Genomic DNA, 19,636 nt, shown 5'->3' with positions numbered 1-19,636 from the left:
ACTAATAATTAGTTTTTATTTATTTCAGTCTAATCATGAGTGTTTTATGCCGTTAACCGATCAACACCGCTTTGGCATGCAATTGGCCCAGATGTCCCGTGGCTGGCGTGCCGAACTGGACCGCCGACTGGCGGGCATGGGCTTGTCCCAGGCGCGCTGGCTGGTGCTGCTGCATCTGGCACGATTCGAAGAAGCACCGACCCAGCGTGAGCTGGCACAAAGCGTTGGCGTCGAAGGTCCGACCTTGGCCCGTTTGCTCGACAGCCTGGAAAGCCAGGGCCTGGTGCAACGCCAGGCGGTGCTGGAAGACCGTCGTGCGAAGAAAATTGTGCTCTGCGCCCCGGCGCGTCCCCTGATCGAACAAATTGAAACCATTGCCACGCAACTGCGTCACGAACTGTTCGAAGGCGTCGATGAGGCGGATTTGAAGGTGTGCATGCGGGTTCACGGGCACATCCTGGGCAACCTTGAAAAGTCTTGAGGCATAACCGAACGCCAGGCTTCTGAGAGACCGCATTGGGCAGGCTATAAGAACTACTCGGCAATATCGTGTTCGTAACGGATGTACGAACCCGTGCGGATGGTTTCTGTAGATCTCAAGGATGCTCATGCTCAAGTGTTGGCGATTGGTTTTACGCGGTGTTTCTCAGTGGTTGCTGGCCGGGGGCGCGGTCACTTACTCGGCATGGGCGCCTGCGCTGGGCCTGGGTGAAATCACCCTGCATTCGGCGCTGAATCAACCGCTGCGTGCCGATATCGCACTGGTGGATGCCGCAGGCCTGGAGGAGAACGAACTGTCGGTGAGCCTGGCAACGGCGGACGAGTTCAGCCGTGCCGGGGTCGACCGGGTATTTTTCCTCAACAACCTGAAGTTCACCCCGGTCCTGCGTGGTAATCGCAGCGTGATTCAGGTGACCTCCGGCAAACCGGTCAGTGAACCCTTCCTGAATTTTCTCGTGCAGCTTAATCAGCCTAATGGGCGATTGCTGCGCGAGTACACGGTACTTATCGATCCGCCGGGCGCGCCAGGGGTTGTTCCCGCCACCGATGAAGCGGTTTCCAGCTCCCCGGCGTCCGCATTCCCCAATGTTCAACCGGTCGTATCGCCGTCCCCCGTGGCCAGAACGACGCCAGAACCGGACGTCGCCATGGTTGATCCTGCTGTCGAGCAACTGGCCGCCAGCACCCTGCAAAACCACGAGTTGCAAACCACTGTCGATGAGCTCAACGCGAAGCTTCAAGGCCAGGATGAGCTGATCGCCGGCCAGAAAAAACAGTTGGCCGAGCTGCAAATCCAACTGGCGGAGCTCAAGAAGGTAAAGGCGCAACCCATTACATCCGACGCAGTGGCGCCAGCCCCCATCAGTGCTGAAAACCCCGGAATTGGCTGGCTACCAATCGCCAGCGTGTCGGCGCTGATAGTATTGCTGGCGCTGGGCTGGTTTGTTCGCCACCGACGCCAGCAGCATCAGACCGCAGTGTCAGAGGCGCTGCAGTCGGAGCATGAACCGCTGGCTGAGCTCTTTACCGAGCCAGTGATGTGGCCCCCCGTCGTGCAACCATCCACTGCGCATCGCGACGGGGTGCCGGCCAACGATGAGCTTGAGCGGGTCGACAACCGTCATTTCATCCCGGTCGCTGCTGCCGTGGCGGTGGTTCCGGGTCTGGCGATATCCGGTGAATCCGCCACTGACGATGAGTACCGGCTCAATCTGGAGGAGCTGTCCATGGCGTCGAGTTGGGACGCGATCAACCCAAGCGAGAACCCGCAGCCGGCAACTCTGGCCATGATCGAGCCTGGGTTCGAATTGGAGGTGCAACTCGCTCCGCCATCTCGTCAGCCTCCGGTCGGGCTATCATAGCGGCGTCGTCAAACTCTGGAGTCACGTCCCATCATGACCGTCAGCAAACCGGAAATCATCATCACCTATTGCACGCAATGCCAGTGGCTGTTGCGTGCGGCCTGGCTGGCCCAGGAACTGCTCAGCACCTTTGGTGATGACCTGGGCAAAGTCTCCCTGGTGCCGGGCACCGGCGGGGTCTTTCATATTTACTGTGACGCTGTGCAGATCTGGGAGCGCAAGGTGGACGGTGGCTTCCCCGAGGCCAAAGTGCTCAAGCAGCGAGTCCGCGACCAGATCGACCCGAACCGCGACCTGGGACACAACGACCGCACTCAGTGAGACGTCGCCTCGGCTGCAACGGCTTTCTTGCTTGTGCCACTTGAGAACCGACTGGACGCCACAATCGCCACAATGATCAGCGCGCCCCCCAGCAACATGCGCAGGGTCGGGTTTTCGTTGAACAGCAGCCAGGCGACGGTGATGCCGTAGACCGGCTCCAGGGCGAACACCACTGCGGCGGTGCGTGCCTTGATCACTGCGAGGCTGGCGACGAACAGGCTGTGGGCGATACCGGTACAGAACACACCGAGCAGGCCGATCCACAGCCAGTCGATGGCGCGCACTTCGCTCAATTGAGGCGCTGCCACTGGCAGCAGGCACAGGGCAACCACCACGTTCTGGCACAGCGCCGCCTGTACCGGCGGGACTCGCCCGGAGCTGGCACGGTTGGTCAGTGACAACAGGGCGAACAACAATCCGGAACCCACGGCCCACAGCAGGCCGGTGGTGGCGCCGCTGGCCAGGTCAAAATCAGGCGTGACCAGCACCAGCCCGACACTCACCAGCAGCACCAGCACAATTTCATTGGCGCGAATGCGCTCGCGGAAGATCAACCCTTCGAGGATCACGGTAAAGGCCGGGAAGCTGGCGAAACCGAGCGTCGCAATCGCCACGCCTGCGACTTTCACGGCAATGAAGAAGCTCACCCAGTGTCCGGCCAGCAACAGGCCGCTGAGCAGCAGCCGGCGCCAGTCCACGGCCTCAAGTTTCTGCCAGCGCGTCTGGCTGGCGAACCGTGCAAAAAACGTCAGCGCGAGCACGGCAAAGGCGGCACGGCCGAACACGATGATCGCCGGGGACGCGGCGGCCAGTTTGCCGAACACGCCGGTCAGGCCGAACATCAATGCGCCTATATGCAAGGCGCCAAGGGCGGTACGGGGAGTCATTGCAATCCTTAACGACAAACGAACAGAGGCCTCATTGAAGCGCGTAATGGCCCATCAAGTCTGTCGGCAAACTCGCGTTATTTGTCGCCACCCTCGCGCCGCAGTTTTCCGGGCGATGCCCCGAACTCGCGCAGCACCGCCGCCGCGAAGGCACTCTGGGAGCTGTATCCGACGCGGCTGGCAATTTCGCCGATGGGCAGCGCCGAGTTGCGCAGCAAGCCCACCGCGATGTTCAGGCGTCGGCTGCGGATATAGTCCATCGGCGTTTGCCCGCATTCGGCCACGAACCGTGCATGCAGACGGGCACTGGAAAGGCCGGCGACCCGGGCCAGGTCGGCCACTTGCAGCGGGTATGCCGCGTACTGATCGATGTGCGCGTCCAGCGCCGCATAGGGCAGACGCCGACCGCCGACGGCTTCGGGCCTGACGTTGTTGAGACTGGCCAGCAACAGCACCGCGCCTTGTTGAGCGATCAGCGGATCATCCACCGGACTGTTCGCCAGCCAACTGACCAATTGGCTTTGCCCGGCATTCAGGGGCAGGCGCCCGGCGTTGTCGAGCAGGCGTCGGCTGGGCTCGGCGTGATCGCCCAACGACTGGGCAACCCATTGTTCGCTTGGCACATCCAGCACCAGGCAGCGGCTGCCATTGGCGCTGCCACACGCGTGATGCGCTCCGGAGGGCACCACCACGAAACTCTGCCGGACCACCTGGCTGCCACGCCCGTCGACCTCGAAATCCAGGGCGCCAGAAAGCCCGAACACCAGTTGCGCGTGTTCGTGGCTGTGGACGATCAGGTCGTGGCTGTATTGGCGAAGCGTGAGGATCGGTCTCATCGCGGGTCTCCCGGCTCAGGGCGTCAGTCTACACCGAGCGGGCCTGCAAGCGCTGTCACAGGACTGACTTGACGCTGTCATGGACCATTAACCGGCTCGGGGCAGACTTGGCAAAACTTGCCAGAGGGTTGCCCATGACCAGCGCCGAGCTCGCCAAACCCACCCGTAAGCAACGCGTACGGACTTTATGGATTTCCGACGTGCATTTGGGCACCCGGGATTGCCAGGCTGAACACCTGTCGCAGTTTCTCAAGGGCTATCACGCGGACAAGATCTACCTGGTCGGCGACATCATCGACGGCTGGAAACTGCGCGGCGGCATGTACTGGCCGCAAGCGCACACTAACGTCATCCGTCGCCTGCTGACCATGAGCAAGCGCGGCACCGAGGTGATCTATGTCACCGGTAACCACGACGAATTCCTGCGCCGCTATTCTAAGCTGATTCTGGGCAACATCCAGTTGGTCGACGAAGCCGTGCACGTCACCGCCGACGGCCGACATCTGCTGGTGATCCATGGCGACCAGTTCGATGTGATCACCCGTTACCATCGCTGGCTGGCGTTTCTCGGTGACTCGGCCTACGAATTCACCCTGACCCTCAACCGCTGGCTCAATCATTGGCGCGCGCGATATGGCTACGGCTACTGGTCGCTGTCGGCCTACCTCAAGCACAAGGTAAAAACCGCGGTCAGCTTCATCAGCGACTTCGAAGAAGCCATCGCCCATGAATGCGTCAAGCGCGAGCTGCACGGCGTGGTGTGCGGGCACATTCACCATGCCGAGATTCGCAAGGTCGGCGAGGTGGACTACCTCAATTGCGGCGACTGGGTGGAATCATGCACCGCGCTGATCGAGCACTGGGATGGTTCGATCGAGTTGTATCGCCTGGCGGATGCCCAGGCGCGCGAGGCGCAGTTGAAGGCGGCCAGGGTTACGGAGTTGGCTTGATTGATTTGTTTTTTGTGGCGAGGGGGCTTGCCCCCGTTCGGTGGCGAAGCCGCCGTAAACCTATAAGTGCCGATCTATCGACGTTCCGTGGTGAATGGTTTTAGGGCTGCTGCGCAGCTCAACGGGGGCAAGCCCCCTCGCCACAACGGTCGCCATAGGTCATGAGGCTGGCGATTACTCTTCCATCGCCGCCTTGTAGATCGAGTCCCTGGGGTGCGCAAACAACCGCTCCATCATCGGCTCGAAAAAGCTCAACGGCAGCGTGTCGTACGCCGGGTCAAACGCGGCCGCATCGTATTTGGCGCAGAATTCGGCGGTCGTCTGGTACTGCGGATGGTCCTGGAATTGCTCACGCAGATGCCGGTCCATGCCCAGGTGATGGAAGAAGTAGTAGCCCTGGAAAATCCCGTGCTTTTCCACCATCCACAAGTTCTCGGCGCTGACAAACGGCTTGAGGATCGCCGCTGCGATGTCCGGGTGATTGTAAGTACCCAGGGTGTCGCCGATATCGTGGAGCAGGGCGCAGACCACGTACTCTTCGTCGCGGCCATCACGCCAGGCGCGGGTGGCGGTTTGCAGGGAGTGGGTCAGGCGATCCACCGGGAACCCGCCAAAATCACCCTCCAGCAACTTCAGGTGCGCCACAATCCGTGCAGGCAATTGTCTTGCGTAGGCACTGAAGTCCGCGGCGATAATTGCCCAGTCCTCCTGTGTGCCGTCCTTCAAGTGGGTGAAGCGGGCATTGGCATTCATCGGCAACTCTCTTGTGACGCAAGTCAGCTAGAACGGAACGCGCCCCAGGACCATGTCCCGGTACATGACAAAATCACCGAACAGGCTATAGAAGGGGTGTTGGAAGGTTGCCGGGCGGTTCTTCTCGAAGTAGAAATGCCCGACCCAGGCAAAGCTGTAGCCTGCCAGTGGCAGGGCCCACAATAGCATCCAGGCTCCGCGACCAATGGTCAGCGTCAGAATCAAGATAACCAGGGTCGTGCCGATAAAGTGTAAACGGCGGCAGGTGCTGTTGCTGTGCTCACTGAGGTAGTAAGGATAGAACTCAGCGAAGCTGTTGAATCGTTTGACGTTTTCCACGACAGCGATCTCTGTGGTTATTGTTCTTGCTGCAAGTTGTTCTGCGGGTAGCTTAATTGAGTCTAGAGTGATCAATGGCATCAGCCAGTGACAATAGGCGCCACTTTAGTATCCTTCGGTCAATAGCCGTAGCACTCGGCCACCATGTAAGAAAACGCCATGAGCGAACGAACGACTTCTGCAAGCTGGGCGATGGGGATTGTCAAAGCGCTGGAGATGGACGGCCTGGATTGCCGGGCTCTGTTCAAGCAGCTGGGGCTCGACTACGCGGCACTGGATGATCCGGACGCACGCTTCCCGCAAGATTCCATGACACGGCTGTGGCAGCGCGCGGTCGAGCTGTCCGGCAATCCGGCCATCGGCCTGAACATGGGCAAGGTGGTGCGACCGGCGCAGTTTCATGTGACCGGCTACGCCTTGATGTCCAGCCAGACTTTGGCCGAAGGCTTTCAGCGACTGGTGCGCTATCAGCGGATCATCGCCGAAAGTGCCGACCTGAGTTTCCAGCTGCTGGAAGAAGGCTATGCACTGATTCTGACGGTGCATGGCGATCATCTGCCACCGACCCGGCAAAGCGCCGAAGCGTCACTGGCCTGTGCCTTGGCGCTGTGCAGCTGGTTGACCGGGCGTACGTTGCAACCCCGCAAAGTGTTGGTGCAAGGCGCCGAGCCGGCCAACCTGGAACCCTATAGACAAGCCTTCCATGCACCGCTGGTGTTCAACGCGCCTTACGATGCGCTGATTTTCGAACGCGCCGATATGGAAGCGCCGCTGCCGACGGCCAACGAGGCCATGGCATTGCTGCATGACCGCTTTGCCGGCGAGTACCTGGCGCGCTTTTCCGAAAGCCGCGTGACCCACAAGGCGCGGCAGGTGTTGTGCCGCCTGCTGCCCCAAGGCGAGCCCAAGCGCGACACCGTGGCGCAGACGCTGCATCTGTCCCAGCGCACCTTGCAACGGCGCTTGCAGGAAGAGGGCACGAGTTTTCAGGCGCTGCTGGACGATACCCGGCGCGAACTGGCCGAGCAGTACCTGGCGCAACCGACCATGACCTTGCTGGAAATTGCCTACTTGCTGGGGTTTGCCGATCCGAGCAACTTTTTCCGTGCTTTTCGGCGCTGGTTCGATGCCACACCCGGCGAGTACCGGATGCGGCTGTTGCAAGCACCTGACGCGGTCAATGACGCCAAAATGCCGGAATACAAAGCACAAACACCGTAATGATCTCCAACCGGCCCAGCAGCATGCCGAACGAGAGAATCCACTTGGCGGCATCCGGCAGGGTGGCGAAGTTGCCCGCCGGACCGATGGTCTCGCCGAGCCCCGGGCCGACACCGGACACGGTACTGGCCGCGCCGGTGAGGGCGGTCATCCAGTCCACGCCGAGCAGCGACAGCAGTAGCGCAATCACGCAGATGGTGATCGCAAAGAAGAACGAAAAGGTCAGGATCGAACGCACAATTTCTTCGTCGAGGCGGTGACCGTTGTACTTCTGCTTGATCACCGCCCGCGGGTGAATCAGCTGGTTAAGGTTGGCCTTGAGCAGGATATAGGCCACCTGGAAGCGGAAAATCTTGATCCCGCCCGCGGTCGAGCCGGAGCAACCGCCGACAAACCCCAGGTAGAAGAACAGCATCAGCGAGAAATTGCCCCAGAGGCTGTAGTCCCCCAGCGCAAAACCGGTGGTGGTCACCACCGACGTCACATTCAGCGCCACATGCCGCAACGCCTCCAGCCAATGCAGCTGGGTAGTCCACCAATACCAGGTGCCGAGCACCAGCCAGGTCACCAGCAGCATGCCGAGCAGGCCTTGAACCTGTTCATCCTTGATCAGCGCCCGACGGTTACCACGCAACGTGGCGACATACAGTGTGAACGGCAGGGCACCGAGAATCATGATGACGATCGCGACCCAATGCACCGCCGGTTGCGGCCACTTGGCCAAAGACTGGTCGGAGGTGGAGAAGCCACCGGTGGAAATCGCCGACATCGCGTGGTTGATGGCGTCGAACAGGCTCATCCCGGCCCACCAGAACGCCAGGCTGCCGACAATGGTGATGCCGACGTAGGTCGCCACGATCAGCCGCGCCACCATGTGCGAGCGGGGCATGACTTTTTCCGAGCGGTCCGACGATTCGGTCTGGAACAGCCGCATGCCACCGATGCGCAACAGCGGCAGGATCGCCACCGCCATGCCGATGAAGCCGATGCCGCCGAGCCAGTGCAGCAACGAGCGCCACATCAGGATGCCGGGGGACATGGTGTCCAGGCCGCTGAGTACGGTTGCGCCCGTGGCGGTGATGCCGGACATGCTTTCGAAGAATGAATCGGTGTAGCTGATGTGCTGGGTCAGCAGGAACGGCAGCGCGGCGAAGATGCACACCACCAGCCAACTGCTGACGGTCAGCAAGTACATGTCCCGGGGGCGCAGGTGAATGTGTTCGGGGCGCCCCGGAATCACCAGCGCCAAACCGGCGACAAAGGTGATCATGCTGGCCCAGAGGAACGACGGCAGATCGCTGGTACGGTCGAAAATGACCAGCGTGGCCATGGGTACGACCATGGAGATCGCCAGCGTTATCAGGAAGATGCCGATGATGAAACCAATGATCCGTAAGGTCGGCAACGCCATGAGGTCCGCTCGGCTGATAGTGGAAAGGGCGCCATTCTACCTGCGAGGCAGGGCATGTAAACCGGCACTGCTGCGGCAGTTACCGCTAGAATAGCCGCACAAATTTTTCAGGAGGTGGCCGATGCAGGCTCTCGACGCTTTGCTCAACCGTGTTTCCGTTCCACGACTGATTGACCCTGCACCCACTGCCGAGCAGCGCGAGGTGCTGTTTGGCGCCGCCATGCGCGCCCCGGATCACGGTCACTTGCAGCCTTGGCGTTTCCTGACGGTGGAAGGCGCGGCGCGTGAGCAAATGGGCGAGTTGCTGGCCGAAGCGGCGAAACTGCAAGACAGCGAAGTCGGCGAAGCGGCCATCGACAAGGCGCGCAATGGTCCGCTGCGGGCACCGTTGGTGGTAGTTGTGATCGCTTGCGTGCAGGATCACGTCAAGTATCCGAAGTCCGAGCAGTTACTGGCGGCGGGCTGTGCGGCCCACGGGATTTTGCTGGCGGCCTATGCGCAGGGCATCGGCGCGGTGTGGCGTACCGGTGACCTGGCTTACTCGGCCCATGTGGCCAAGGGCTTGGGTTTGGCGGAGGGGGAAGAGGTGATTGCTTTCCTGTATCTGGGCACACCGCAGAAAGAACCGCGAGTGGCCGAGAAAGTCGATCTGGCCGAATTCGTCAGTGCCTGGCCGGGTAAGGCCTGACACCCCACATTGGATCAGGGCTGAACCACGGCCCCCGGCACCAACGGCAATTCCAGGCTGGCAATGAACCCGCCTTCCGGGTGATTGGCCAGCACCAGGCTGCCGCCATGGCGCTCCGCCGCTCGGCGGGCGATGGCCAGGCCCAGGCCGTGTCCGGCTGCGGTCTGCCCCGGGGCCCGATAGAACGGCTCACCGAGCTGGCTCAAATATTCGACACTGACCCCCGGTCCGTGATCGCGCACGGTCACGACGATCCGCTCACCCTGGCGCAGCGCCTGCATTTCGATCGGCAGGCCACCCACCGGATTGAAACGCTGGGCATTGCGCAGCAGATTGTCCACGGCCCGTTCGATCATGGTCGGCCATCCCTTCATATTCAGTTGCGATTCGGCTTCGAGGTGGACGAGTTGCTCGGGTGAACCGAGTTGCGCATCCTTTTGCAGGGTATTGAGCAAGGCGTTCAGGTCCACCTCTTCTGCACTGGCGTTATCGGAGTCGACCCGCGCCAGTACCAGGATTTCGCTGATCAGCGCTTCCAGTCGGTCGCACTCGCGGGTCAGGCGCGGCCACAGCTGTTCCCGCTCCTGAGGGGTGGCCCGTTCGGCCAGTGCCAGCGCGATACGCAGACGGGCGAGGGGCGAGCGCAGTTCGTGGGAAACATCCCGCAGCAGTTGCCGCTGACTGCCAATCAGGCTTTGCAAGCGCGCGCCCATGCGGTTGAAGTCGTTGGCCAGGACGCCGAACTCATCGCGACGGTTGGCCAGCTTGACCAGGCTGTTTTGTTGATAGGTGGTTTGTCCCAGGTCATGCACCGCGCCGCGCAGACGGCTGAGCGGGCGAGTGATGGAAAAGGTCACCAGCAGGCTGAACAGGGTCAGCACCACCAGGGCGATCCCCAGCGCACTGAGCGGCCAGAGCAGGCTTTCGCGGTGCCAGGCGTCCAGTTCCGGGTGCGGAATGCGGTAGATGAACAGGTAAGTGTCACCGGTTTTTTCGCTGGTGAATTCATCGGTCAGACGCCGCCATGGCAGGCGCCGGTCCTCGTTGTTCTGGCGGGCCTCAAAGGCCGCCGCACGTTTCGGGAACGTGCCGCGCACAACCGGATCGCCGCTTTCGTTAAGCACCTGAACGTCGATGTGATACTGGCGTTTGCGTTGCTGGAGAATGTCCTGGGCGGCGTCTTCGCCCTGGCTTTCGTAGGTTTGCGTCCACTCTTCGGCCAGCGTGTTGAGGCCCGGGTGGCGGCTGAGAATCCAGGCGTCCTGGTTGAGCATGTGCCCGAGCAGGATGGAAAGCCCTGCAACCAGAGCGATGGCCAGCCAGAAGCTGGCCAGGATACGCCAGAACAATGAACGCACGGAAAATCCTCGAACAAGCGCAACTAATGTGGGAGCGAGCCCGTGGCGAGGGGGCTTGCCCCCGTTGGGTCGCGAAGCGGCCCCGGCATTTCAACGTTAAACCGCATGTAACGGGTTTACGACTGCTTCGCAGCCGAACGGGGGCAAGCCCCCTCGCCACACAAGCTCGCTCCCACAGTGAATTGTGTGGTGCCAGACCCAGCGGTGAAAAACCGTTGGGTCCGGGGTTAGCGCATTATTGCGCCTTTTGCGGTTGTTGCGCTTTCCAGGCCTTGAACTCGGCCCACTCGGCGCGGCGTTCAGCCTGTTTTTTCTGGATCTCGTCGAATTTCTTCTGTTGATCCGGTTTCAGCAAGGCGCGCACGTCCGCTTCAGCCTTCTTGTGGTTGGCGGCCATCTCGTCCTTCATGGCTTTCTGGTCGGCTGGCGAGAGCTTCTCCAGGTACTTCTCGACCAGTTGCTTACGCTCGTGCATCTGTTCGCCCATGATCTTGCGGATCTGCTCGCGCTGTTCGCGGCTCAGGTCCAGTTCACTGTACGGGCCTTTGCCGTGCATGCCGTGCATCTGACCGCCGTGGCGCGAACCGTCCATCGACCCATCCATCGGGCCTGCGCCTTCAGGCATGGCCATGGCAACGGTCGGCAGGGCAGCAGCGAACATCAGAGCGATAAGAGTCTTGCGCATGGTGTATCTCCTTGTCTCGTTCCCGGTACGTTCCGGATGAGTACAGATTACGCAGATCAAGGTCAGCGGCGGTCAGCGGAGGGTAAAGCTTGGGTAAAGACGATTTCCCGCCGACCTGACAAACCCTACAGGGATCAGAGGCTGTAGTAGTAGCCGCGACTGCGCAGGGCGACGATGCGCGGTCGGCCATCGGGGTGTGGGCCGATCTTCTTGCGCAGGTTGCTGACGTGCATGTCCAGGCTGCGGTCGTACAGGGTCAGCTTGCGGCCCAGGGCGATCTGCGCGAGCTCCTGTTTGTCCAGGGGCTCGCCGGGTTGCTTGAGCAGGGCTTCGAGCAGGCGGCTTTCGGAGACGGTGAGGGTGAATTCCTGTTCGTCGATGCTGACCACGCCGCGCACCGGGCTGAAACACAGGTCGCCCAGTTCCATCTGGCTGGACACCGCTGCCGGGTGGCTACGACGCAGGACTGCGCGCAGGCGGGCGGTCAGTTCCCGTGGGTCGCAGGGTTTGGCCAGGTAATCGTCGGCGCCGAGTTCCAGGCCGAGGATACGGTCCAGGGGCTCGCCCCGGGCCGAGAGCATCAACACCGGCAAATCCGGATGATCGCTGCGCAACTGCTTGAGCAGTTCCAGACCGCTGCCATCGGGCAGCATCACATCGAGCACCACGGCCGCCGGGGCGGTTTCGGCCAGTGCACGGCGTGCGCTCTGGCCGTCGTGACAGGCACGCACCTGAAACCCTTCCTGGCTCAGCCAACTGCTCAGGAGCTCACACAGCTCCTGGTCATCATCAATAAGTAACAGCTCGCTCATGACTCACTCAATTTAGCCATTGTCGACGTTTTCGACTTGCTCCACTGGCGAAGATACCGCAGAGCAGAGCCAATAGCGCTACCCCGGCGCCAATGACGAACCATTGTTGCTGGTCGGTCAGCAGGCGCGGCAGGGGACTGCTGGCCTGGGCCTCCTTGAGTTGCAGCTTCAAACGCTGGTTCTCCTGACGCAACCGGGCCAGCAGCGGGCTTTCGCGTTCGCCATCGACAGTTTGCAATTGCTTGTTCAGTTCTTCCCGTTGCCGTTCGCTTTCTTTCAAGCGTTGCTGCAGCTCGGTGATCTGGCTACCGGCGCTCAAGGAAAGCGGCGTCGAGTTACCACCCTCGGCGGATTCTTCACCGTGGGCGGGCGCCACGATCGACAACGTGACCAACATCAGGCACAACGGACCCTTGCGCATGGCGACTCCTGGTTCCAATACGAGTATTGGGAAAGTTGTCGGCCGGCAAACGAGAATAATGAGCGATTGAGAACGCGATGAACCGATATGGTTCACCGCGTGGGGGCATTTGAAAGAAGAAAGTTACGGCAGGACTTGCTTGAACGGCTTGACCAGAACGTTGGCGTAGACGCCTGCAGCGATGTACGGATCGGCGTCGGCCCAGGACTGGGCGGCGCTCAGGGAATCGAATTCGGCAACGATCAGGCTGCCGGTGAAACCCGCCGCGCCCGGATCATTGCTGTCGATCGCCGGGTGTGGGCCGGCCAATACGATGCGACCTTCGCCCTTGAGCACTTGCAGGCGCTCCAGGTGTGCAGGCCGTGCGGCCAGGCGGGCTTCCAGGGAGTTGGCGACGTCTGTGGCAATGATTGCGTAAAGCATGTCAGTCCTCGGTTTTTGGCGTTGTGGTGTCGGCATCGTGCAGATGGCGGGACAGGTAGATGCCCTGGCCGACCAGGAACAGTAAAGTCATGCCCAGGCTGCCGAAGACCTTGAAGTCGACCCAGTAGCTCTGGAAGGTGAACGCGACAAACAGGTTGGCGGCACCGCAAAACAGGAAGAAGGCGATCCAGGCGATGTTCAGGCGCGTCCAGACCGGCTCCGGCAAGGTCAACGCGTGGCCCATGATGCGTTTGATCAGCAGGCTGTCACCGACGAAGTGGCTGCCGATGAACGCCAGGGCGAACAGCCAGTTGACCACCGGGGCTTTCCACTTCAGGAACGTCTCGCTGTGGAACGCGAGCGTCAGGCTGCCGAAGACCAGGCAGGCGATCAGGGTCAACCACTGGCTCTTCTCCAGCTTGCGCTGCTTGATGAACAGTGTGCCGTAGACCACCAGGGAGCTGACGATCAGCATCGCGGTGGCGCTGTAAATACCGCCTACAGTGATCTCATGACCGGCGATGTCGACGACCCGTGGGTCGATTTTGAAGACGATGAAAAACAGCAGGAGCGGGATGAAATCGATGAATTGTTTCACAGTGGCAGCCAGAAGCAGGATGTGGCGGCATAATAACAAACATATGGGCGCGCGATAGCGCCAGCTGATTTGAGGTTACAAAGCCCTGTGAATGTTGATTTGCACTGCCATAGCACGGCCTCCGATGGCGCCCTGGCGCCTGCGGTTCTGGTGGCGCGGGCGTTCGAGAAAGGCGTGCGAGTCCTGGCCTTGACCGATCACGACACCCTCGAGGGCCTCGACGAGGCCCGGCATGCGGCTACCGCGCTGGGGATGCAACTGGTCAACGGCGTCGAATTGTCCTGCACCTGGGGCGGCGCGACCATTCATGTCCTGGGCTACGGTTTTGACGTGAACGCCGCGCCGTTGGTCGAGGCCATCGCCAGATTGCATGATGGCCGCTGGCTACGCTCCGAGGAAATCAGCCGCAAACTGGCGCTCAAAGGCATGCCGGGGGCGCTGGATGGCGCCCGGGAGATCCAGCAGGAGCTGGGCGACAGCGGTAACGCGCCGGCCCGCCCGCATTTCGCCGACTGGATGGTGCGTGAAGGTTTCGTCAAGGACCGCGCCGAGGCGTTCCGCAAATGGCTGGGCGCCGGCAAGTTGGGCGACGTCAAGCAACACTGGCCGACCCTGGAAGAAACCGTCGAAACCCTGCGTGCGGCCAAGGCCTGGGTCAGCCTGGCACACCCGTGGCACTACGAATTCACCCGAAGCAAGCGTCGTCGTCTGATTGCCGACTATATTCAAGCAGGGGGCCACGCCATCGAAGTGGTCAATGGTTACCAGCCTGCCGAGCAAGTGGGCAGCCTGGCCATTCTGGCCCGCGAATTCGGTCTGCTGGTCAGCGCCGGCAGTGATTTTCATGGCCCTGGAGGCTGGTCGGAGATCGGTGAATACCGGCCACTCCCGGAGGATCTGCCGCCGCTATGGTGTCGATTCAAACATGACCCAGTTATTGCCGCCGTCTGAACAGGTAGAGAATGTGAGTCAATTTTTCCAGATTCATCCGGAAAACCCGCAAGCGCGCCTGATCAAACAGGCAGTCGAAATCATCCGCAAGGGCGGGGTGGTGATTTATCCCACAGACTCTTCCTACGCCATAGGTTGCCAGATCGGCGACAAGGTGGCCGTGGAGCGCGTTCGGCGCCTGCGACAGCTGGATGAAAAACACAACTTCGCGTTGATCTGCAGCGATCTGTCGCAATTGGGCCTGTTCGCCAAGATCGACACCGGCACGTTCCGCATTCTCAAGGCCCATCTGCCGGGGCCGTATACCTTCATTCTCAACGCCACCCGCGAAGTGCCGCGGCTGTTGTTGCACCCGAAGAAACGCACCATCGGCCTGCGTGTGCCGAGCCACCCGATTGCCCTGGCGTTGCTGGCTGAACTGGGTGAGCCATTGATGAGCGTGACCCTGATCATGCCCGGCGATGAAGATCCGTTGAGCGACCCGCACGAAATGCGCCAGTTGCTCGAACACCAGGTCGATCTGATCATCGACGGCGGTTTCGGCGGGATCAAGGCGTCCACCGTGATCAGCCTCGCCGACGGCGAGCCGGAAGTCATTCGCGTTGGTTGCGGCGACCCTGCGCCGTTCATGGTCGAGGCCTAGATGTCCGCAGTAGAACCCGTCGACAGTCAGGCCGGAGCCCAGCAGGAACTGCCCTTCGCCATGGTCTATGGCCAGGCGGTCATGGAAATGCCGCTGGACCTGTACATCCCGCCGGATGCCCTCGAGGTCTTTCTCGAGGCGTTCGAAGGCCCGCTCGACCTGTTGCTGTACCTGATCCGCAAACAGAACATCAACATCCTCGACATCCCGGTGGCGGAAATCACTCGCCAGTACATGGGCTACGTCGAACTGATGCAGTCGGTGCGCCTGGAACTGGCCGCCGAATACCTGGTGATGGCCGCGATGCTGGCCGAGATCAAGTCGCGGATGCTGCTGCCACGGGCCGAAACCGTCGAAGACGAAGAGGAAGACCCGCGCGCCGAACTGATCCGCCGCTTGCAGGAATACGAGCGTTTCAAGGCTGCCGCCGAAGGCATCGATGGCCTGAGCCGCGTCGGCCGTGATGTGGTGGTGCCCAAGCTTGACGCTCCGGAAGCCCGGGCGCGCAAGCTGCTACCAGACGTGCGTCTGTCCGAGTTGCTGCTGTCGATGGCCGAGGTCTTGCGTCGTGGCGACATGTTCGAAAGCCATCAGGTCAGCCGCGAGGCGCTGTCGACCCGCGAGCGCATGAGCGATGTGCTGGAGCGCCTCAAGGGCGGCGGTTTCGTGCCGTTTGTCGAGCTGTTCACCGCTGAAGAAGGGCGCCTGGGGGTGGTGGTGACCTTTATGGCGATCCTTGAACTGGTCAAGGAATCCCTGGTCGAGCTGGTGCAGAATGAGCCATTTGCCGCGATCCACGTGCGAGCCCGAGCCGAATAACGAGTCGAAACATGAACCTGACTGAACCCCGTGATCTGGCACCCTTGCTTGAAGCCTTTCTGTTGGCCTCGGGAAAGCCGCAATCTTTGGAAAGCCTGTTCGAACTCTTCGAGGAAGGCGAGCGCCCGGAACCGCCGGTCTTCAAGAAGGCCCTGACGATTCTCGCCAAGTCCTGCGATGGCCGCGCCTTTGAACTCAAGGAAGTGGCCTCGGGGTATCGCCTGCAGATTCGCGAGAAGTTTGCGCCGTGGGTCGGACGTCTGTGGGAGGAGCGCCCGCAGCGTTACTCCCGGGCCATGCTGGAAACCATGGCGCTGATTGCCTATCGCCAGCCGATCACCCGTGGCGAAATCGAAGACGTGCGGGGCGTGGCGGTCAACAGCAATATCGTCAAGACCTTGATGGAGCGCGAGTGGATCCGCATCGTCGGCTACCGCGACGTGCCCGGCAAACCGGCGATGTTCGCCACCACCAAGGCGTTCCTCGATCACTTCAACCTGAAGAACCTCGACGACCTGCCGCCGCTCGCGGAACTGCGCGAGCTGGAGCCCGATCCGGTGCTCGACTTCGACGACGCCCCCGTACCCGCCGGGCTGCAAGAGTTGGCCGACGCCAGCGCCGAGCCGGAAGAGCCCAAGGAAGAGACCAGTTTCCATACGCTGTTGCTGGAACTGGACAGCATGGAGGAGGGGATCAAGACCGACTTCGACGACTTGCTTCGTGATGGCGCGTCGCCTGAGTTCGATCCGGAACAGTCGGTCATCGAGCCAGAAGTCGAAGCGGCACAGCCCGAGCCTGAACCGGAAGGCGAGCCTGAGCCGGAAATTGAACCGGAGCAAGAAGACGACATCCTCGGCGTTGCCGAAGCCCGGGAAAAACTCCTGGCCGCCGTTGCCGCCCTCGAACAGCCCAAACCCGAGCCGGAGCTTTCGGACGAAGAGGCCGAGGCCCGCGCCCTGGCCGAAGCCATCGAAGCCGAGCGTCACCAATTCGAAGACTGATACGAATCTTGGGAACTGTGGAGATCCATTGTGGGAGCGGGCTTGCTCGCGAAGAGGGCGTGTCAGACGACATCTTTGTTGGCTGACCTGCCGCCTTCGCGAGCAAGCCCGCTCCCACAGGGGAATTGTGTTCACCGCAAAGCTACGAACCACCGGCCAGCGGAAAAACAAATAACCTTGCCTTGATCAGCTAGTCTCTGATGCGCAAACGCCCTCATGCGCGTATGATTCGCGACCCTTCGGCGATCCCTTCGCCCAAGTACCCAGTTTTCAGACCACACCGGGAGGTGCCCAGATGAGTATCAAAGACCAGCAAGACGACCAGCCAATCGGCCCAGCAGGCGAAAAACTGCAGAAAGTCCTCGCCCGTATCGGCGTCGGCTCGCGCCGTGACGTGGAAGCCTGGATCAGCCACGGCCGCATCAAGGTCAACGGCAAAGACGCCACCCTTGGCCAGCGCGTCGACATGCACGACGCCATCACCATCGATGGCAAGGTGATCAAGCGCGAAGAGGCCGCCGAGTCGGTGCGCCGCGTGATCATGTACAACAAGCCCGACGGCGAGATCTGCACCCGTGTCGATCCGGAAGGCCGTCCGACCGTGTTCGACAAGATGCCGCGCCCTAAAGAGGGTCGCTGGATCAACATCGGTCGCCTGGACATCAACACCACCGGTCTGCTGATGTTCACCACCGACGGTGAACTGGCCAACCGCCTGATGCACCCTTCCTACGAAATGGACCGTGAATACGCGGTACGTGTGCGTGGCGAAGTCGATGACGAGATGATCGAGCGCCTGAAGGCGGGCGTTGTCCTTGAAGATGGCCCGGCCAAGTTCACCGACATCAAGCAGGCGCCAGGTGGTGAAGGTTTCAACCATTGGTACCACTGCGTGGTGATGGAAGGCCGTAACCGCGAAGTTCGTCGCCTGTGGGAATCCCAGGGCCTGGTGGTCAGCCGTCTGAAGCGCGTGCGTTTCGGCCCGGTGTTCCTCAACTCCGACCTGCCGATGGGCCGCTGGCGCGAAATGAGCCAGTACGAAGTCGACGTTCTGAGTGCCGAGGTCGGCCTGACGCCGGTCGCAATGCCGCAGATGAACGCCAAGAGCAAAGACAAGCTTGACCGGATGCAGCGCAAGTCGTCGCGTCCAATGGCCAAGACCGAGCGCGTGCGTACCCTGCGTCCTGCCACTGGTGCAGCCTCCGCACCTGCCGCGCCGCGTGCCAGCCGCGAGCCGCAGATCGAAGGCGAACGTCCAGGGCGCAAGCCTGCTGCCCGTCAGGACGGCGAACGCGGTCCACGCACGCCACGTCCGGCCAATGGCCGTACCGAGCGTGGCGAAGGTCGTGGTACGCCGGTAGCCGATCGCCCGGCCGACACCAAGCGCCCGGCCAAGCCTGCGCCTAAGCGTCCGGGGATCAAACTGGTCGACAGCGACACGCCATCGGGCAAGCGCCGTGGCGCACCGGCCGGTTCCGGCCAGCGTCCGGGCTTCGGTCGTCGCAAGCCGGAGTGAGGCAGCGGTAAGCTTCGAGCTGCGAGCGAAAAGTAAAAACGCCAACCTTCGGGTTGGCGTTTTTTTTTGCAGTCCCTACCAAAATCGGTCAGTGAAACAGGCCCGCTACCCTCTCCATAAATGGGGCATTTCACCCACCCAGCCGGGGGTTTACCACCTAATTTGAGGAATCTTCCCTCCCACACCTTTCTCTCGCTTGAAGCACTCAAAAACAGCCTGTTAATTCATTTGAACTTTTTCTTCGCTTTATTGAAATGGCTCATTAGTTGCACCACCCCCTGGTACTCGCACCGCTGTAGTCCCGGACATCATGGAGACGGCGGGGCTTGCCGGATTCGGCATGACGCGAGGGGTGAAAAATGAAAGGCGCGACACCAACATGCAGCTCCATCGCCTCTTATGAGGAGTTCCTATGAGTTCCATGATCAAGATTGGCATCGTTGATGATCACCCGCTGTTAAGGGATGGGGTCACAATGGCACTGAAGAAAGTCGCTGACTTTCAGGTGGTCGAGCAGGGGGCGTCTGCCGAGGATGCCCTGGAAATTGCCGCTCGTTTTGCTCCGGATGTTTTGCTGATGGATGTAAATATGCCGGGCGATAGCTTTGCTGCCGTGCGAGCGATCTCAACTTCTTCGCCCGCAGTTAAAATTTTGATGCTGACGGTATCCGAGTCCATCGAGGACGCCTATACCGCCCTCGAGGCGGGTGCGCAGGGATATGTGTTGAAAGGCATAAGCGGTCGTGAGCTTGTACAAGCCATCAGAAATGTTGCCGGTGGTGAAACCTTCATTACACCCAAGCTTGCCAGCAAGCTGTTAAGCAATTTCGCAAAACACGCGGCTGATAAGCAAAAGGTCGAACTGACCCATCGCGAGGAACAAGTTATCCGGGAGGTATCGAAGGGCCTGACTAACCGCGAGGTTGCTATCAAGCTCGAGCTCTGCGAGAAGACCATCAAGCACTACATGACGAATGTCATGTACAAGCTACGCGTTCGTAACCGGACGCAGGCAGTCGCAGCAGTGAGACGGCATTGGGAGAGTGACCATATACCTGGCTTATGTGGTGTTCTTCAACGCCGCGACTTGAATGACAACGGTAAGACAAGTAACGGGCGATAAGCGCTTGCGGTTACTTGA

The 19,636-nt window shown here is 60.9% G+C and carries 23 protein-coding genes; 12 read left to right on the top strand and 11 right to left on the bottom strand.

Translation table 11 applies throughout. The features are described from left to right. The first annotated feature begins 46 nt into the window (after positions 1 to 46). From KGA96_RS18480 to KGA96_RS18470, 3 genes are all read left to right on the top strand, one after another. Positions 47 to 481, top strand: coding sequence for a MarR family transcriptional regulator (locus KGA96_RS18480; protein ID WP_007984163.1), 435 nt, complete (start codon positions 47 to 49; stop codon positions 479 to 481). A 127-nt stretch (positions 482 to 608) separates the two neighbouring features. After that, positions 609 to 1,862: a hypothetical protein gene (locus KGA96_RS18475; protein WP_046037753.1), complete on the top strand. Its 1,254-nt coding sequence runs from the start codon at positions 609 to 611 to the stop codon at positions 1,860 to 1,862. A gap of 33 nt (positions 1,863 to 1,895) precedes the next feature. Next, positions 1,896 to 2,183 carry a SelT/SelW/SelH family protein gene (locus KGA96_RS18470; RefSeq protein ID WP_046037752.1) on the top strand — a complete coding sequence of 96 codons (288 nt, stop codon included), beginning with the start codon at positions 1,896 to 1,898 and terminating at the stop codon, positions 2,181 to 2,183. Here KGA96_RS18470 and KGA96_RS18465 read toward each other — a convergent pair. Both KGA96_RS18465 and KGA96_RS18460 read right to left on the bottom strand, forming a co-directional pair. Continuing rightward, positions 2,177 to 3,070 (bottom strand): DMT family transporter, encoded by an 894-nt coding sequence (locus KGA96_RS18465; RefSeq protein WP_046037751.1) that lies wholly within the window; start codon positions 3,068 to 3,070, stop codon positions 2,177 to 2,179. The two genes, KGA96_RS18470 and KGA96_RS18465, sit on opposite strands and share 7 nt — an antisense overlap. A 77-nt stretch (positions 3,071 to 3,147) precedes the next feature. Then, positions 3,148 to 3,906: a helix-turn-helix transcriptional regulator gene (locus tag KGA96_RS18460; RefSeq protein WP_223514180.1), complete on the bottom strand. Its 759-nt coding sequence runs from the start codon at positions 3,904 to 3,906 to the stop codon at positions 3,148 to 3,150. Positions 3,907 to 4,040: 134 nt separating this feature from the next. Here KGA96_RS18460 and KGA96_RS18455 point away from each other — a divergent pair, with 134 nt between their 5' ends. Then, positions 4,041 to 4,856 carry a UDP-2,3-diacylglucosamine diphosphatase gene (locus tag KGA96_RS18455; RefSeq protein WP_046037749.1) on the top strand — a complete coding sequence of 272 codons (816 nt, stop codon included), beginning with the start codon at positions 4,041 to 4,043 and terminating at the stop codon, positions 4,854 to 4,856. Positions 4,857 to 5,030: 174 nt separating this feature from the next. On the opposite strand, the gene KGA96_RS18450 is transcribed toward KGA96_RS18455, so the two are convergent. Together KGA96_RS18450 and KGA96_RS18445 are read right to left on the bottom strand one after the other, a co-directional pair. Continuing rightward, positions 5,031 to 5,609, bottom strand: a complete 579-nt coding sequence (locus KGA96_RS18450) for an HD domain-containing protein (RefSeq protein WP_046037748.1) — start codon at positions 5,607 to 5,609, stop codon at positions 5,031 to 5,033. 27 nt (positions 5,610 to 5,636) lie between these two features. After that, positions 5,637 to 5,948 carry a DUF962 domain-containing protein gene (locus KGA96_RS18445; protein ID WP_046037747.1) on the bottom strand — a complete coding sequence of 104 codons (312 nt, stop codon included), beginning with the start codon at positions 5,946 to 5,948 and terminating at the stop codon, positions 5,637 to 5,639. Between the two features lie 159 nt (positions 5,949 to 6,107). On the opposite strand from KGA96_RS18445, the gene KGA96_RS18440 reads away from it, so the two are divergent. Then, complete coding sequence (locus tag KGA96_RS18440; protein WP_080925245.1) at positions 6,108 to 7,169, top strand: AraC family transcriptional regulator; 1,062 nt, start codon at positions 6,108 to 6,110, stop codon at positions 7,167 to 7,169. On the opposite strand, the gene KGA96_RS18435 is transcribed toward KGA96_RS18440, so the two are convergent. Then, positions 7,126 to 8,580, bottom strand: a complete 1,455-nt coding sequence (locus KGA96_RS18435) for a TrkH family potassium uptake protein (protein WP_046037745.1) — start codon at positions 8,578 to 8,580, stop codon at positions 7,126 to 7,128. The two genes, KGA96_RS18440 and KGA96_RS18435, sit on opposite strands and share 44 nt — an antisense overlap. Before the next feature lie 121 nt (positions 8,581 to 8,701). Between KGA96_RS18435 and KGA96_RS18430 the strand changes: the two genes are divergently transcribed. Then, positions 8,702 to 9,268 carry an NAD(P)H nitroreductase gene (locus tag KGA96_RS18430; RefSeq protein WP_046037744.1) on the top strand — a complete coding sequence of 189 codons (567 nt, stop codon included), beginning with the start codon at positions 8,702 to 8,704 and terminating at the stop codon, positions 9,266 to 9,268. Between the two features lie 14 nt (positions 9,269 to 9,282). On the opposite strand, the gene KGA96_RS18425 is transcribed toward KGA96_RS18430, so the two are convergent. The 6 genes from KGA96_RS18425 to KGA96_RS18400 form a co-directional block, all read right to left on the bottom strand. Beyond that, positions 9,283 to 10,626, bottom strand: coding sequence for a sensor histidine kinase (locus tag KGA96_RS18425; RefSeq protein ID WP_046037743.1), 1,344 nt, complete (start codon positions 10,624 to 10,626; stop codon positions 9,283 to 9,285). A gap of 235 nt (positions 10,627 to 10,861) precedes the next feature. Then, a complete protein-coding gene (locus KGA96_RS18420) occupies positions 10,862 to 11,311 on the bottom strand; it encodes a Spy/CpxP family protein refolding chaperone (protein ID WP_046037742.1) in 450 nt (149 codons plus the stop codon). Positions 11,312 to 11,445: 134 nt separating this feature from the next. Continuing rightward, positions 11,446 to 12,123, bottom strand: coding sequence for a response regulator transcription factor (locus KGA96_RS18415; RefSeq protein WP_007984138.1), 678 nt, complete (start codon positions 12,121 to 12,123; stop codon positions 11,446 to 11,448). Positions 12,124 to 12,130: 7 nt separating this feature from the next. Beyond that, positions 12,131 to 12,544, bottom strand: a complete 414-nt coding sequence (locus KGA96_RS18410) for a translation initiation factor 2 (protein WP_046037741.1) — start codon at positions 12,542 to 12,544, stop codon at positions 12,131 to 12,133. 123 nt (positions 12,545 to 12,667) lie between these two features. After that, positions 12,668 to 12,967, bottom strand: a complete 300-nt coding sequence (locus tag KGA96_RS18405) for a YciI family protein (RefSeq protein WP_046037740.1) — start codon at positions 12,965 to 12,967, stop codon at positions 12,668 to 12,670. A gap of 1 nt (position 12,968) precedes the next feature. Further along, entirely contained in the window at positions 12,969 to 13,565 is a 597-nt protein-coding gene (locus tag KGA96_RS18400) for a septation protein A (protein WP_046037739.1), read from the bottom strand. 87 nt (positions 13,566 to 13,652) lie between these two features. Here KGA96_RS18400 and KGA96_RS18395 point away from each other — a divergent pair, with 87 nt between their 5' ends. The 6 genes from KGA96_RS18395 to KGA96_RS18365 all read left to right on the top strand — a co-directional run bounded on the left by KGA96_RS18395 (position 13,653) and on the right by KGA96_RS18365 (position 19,618). Beyond that, complete coding sequence (locus tag KGA96_RS18395; RefSeq protein WP_046037738.1) at positions 13,653 to 14,516, top strand: PHP domain-containing protein; 864 nt, start codon at positions 13,653 to 13,655, stop codon at positions 14,514 to 14,516. A gap of 13 nt (positions 14,517 to 14,529) precedes the next feature. Continuing rightward, a complete protein-coding gene (locus tag KGA96_RS18390) occupies positions 14,530 to 15,159 on the top strand; it encodes an L-threonylcarbamoyladenylate synthase (RefSeq protein WP_032829738.1) in 630 nt (209 codons plus the stop codon). A 60-nt stretch (positions 15,160 to 15,219) separates the two neighbouring features. Further along, complete coding sequence (locus KGA96_RS18385) at positions 15,220 to 15,978, top strand: segregation and condensation protein A (RefSeq protein WP_172435389.1); 759 nt, start codon at positions 15,220 to 15,222, stop codon at positions 15,976 to 15,978. A gap of 11 nt (positions 15,979 to 15,989) precedes the next feature. Further along, a complete protein-coding gene (scpB, locus tag KGA96_RS18380; protein WP_046037737.1) occupies positions 15,990 to 16,979 on the top strand; it encodes an SMC-Scp complex subunit ScpB in 990 nt (329 codons plus the stop codon). A gap of 295 nt (positions 16,980 to 17,274) precedes the next feature. Beyond that, positions 17,275 to 18,495 (top strand): 23S rRNA pseudouridine(2605) synthase RluB, encoded by a 1,221-nt coding sequence (gene rluB / locus KGA96_RS18370; RefSeq protein ID WP_046037736.1) that lies wholly within the window; start codon positions 17,275 to 17,277, stop codon positions 18,493 to 18,495. A gap of 412 nt (positions 18,496 to 18,907) precedes the next feature. Beyond that, positions 18,908 to 19,618, top strand: coding sequence for a response regulator (locus KGA96_RS18365; protein ID WP_046037735.1), 711 nt, complete (start codon positions 18,908 to 18,910; stop codon positions 19,616 to 19,618). Positions 19,619 to 19,636 lie beyond the last annotated feature (18 nt).

The sequence above is a fragment of the Pseudomonas sp. GL-R-26 genome (assembly GCF_019947365.1).
Lineage (GTDB): Bacteria > Pseudomonadota > Gammaproteobacteria > Pseudomonadales > Pseudomonadaceae > Aquipseudomonas.
The sequence above is the reverse complement of the archived record's forward strand: the minus strand, read 5'-3'. Positions and strand labels throughout refer to the sequence as shown.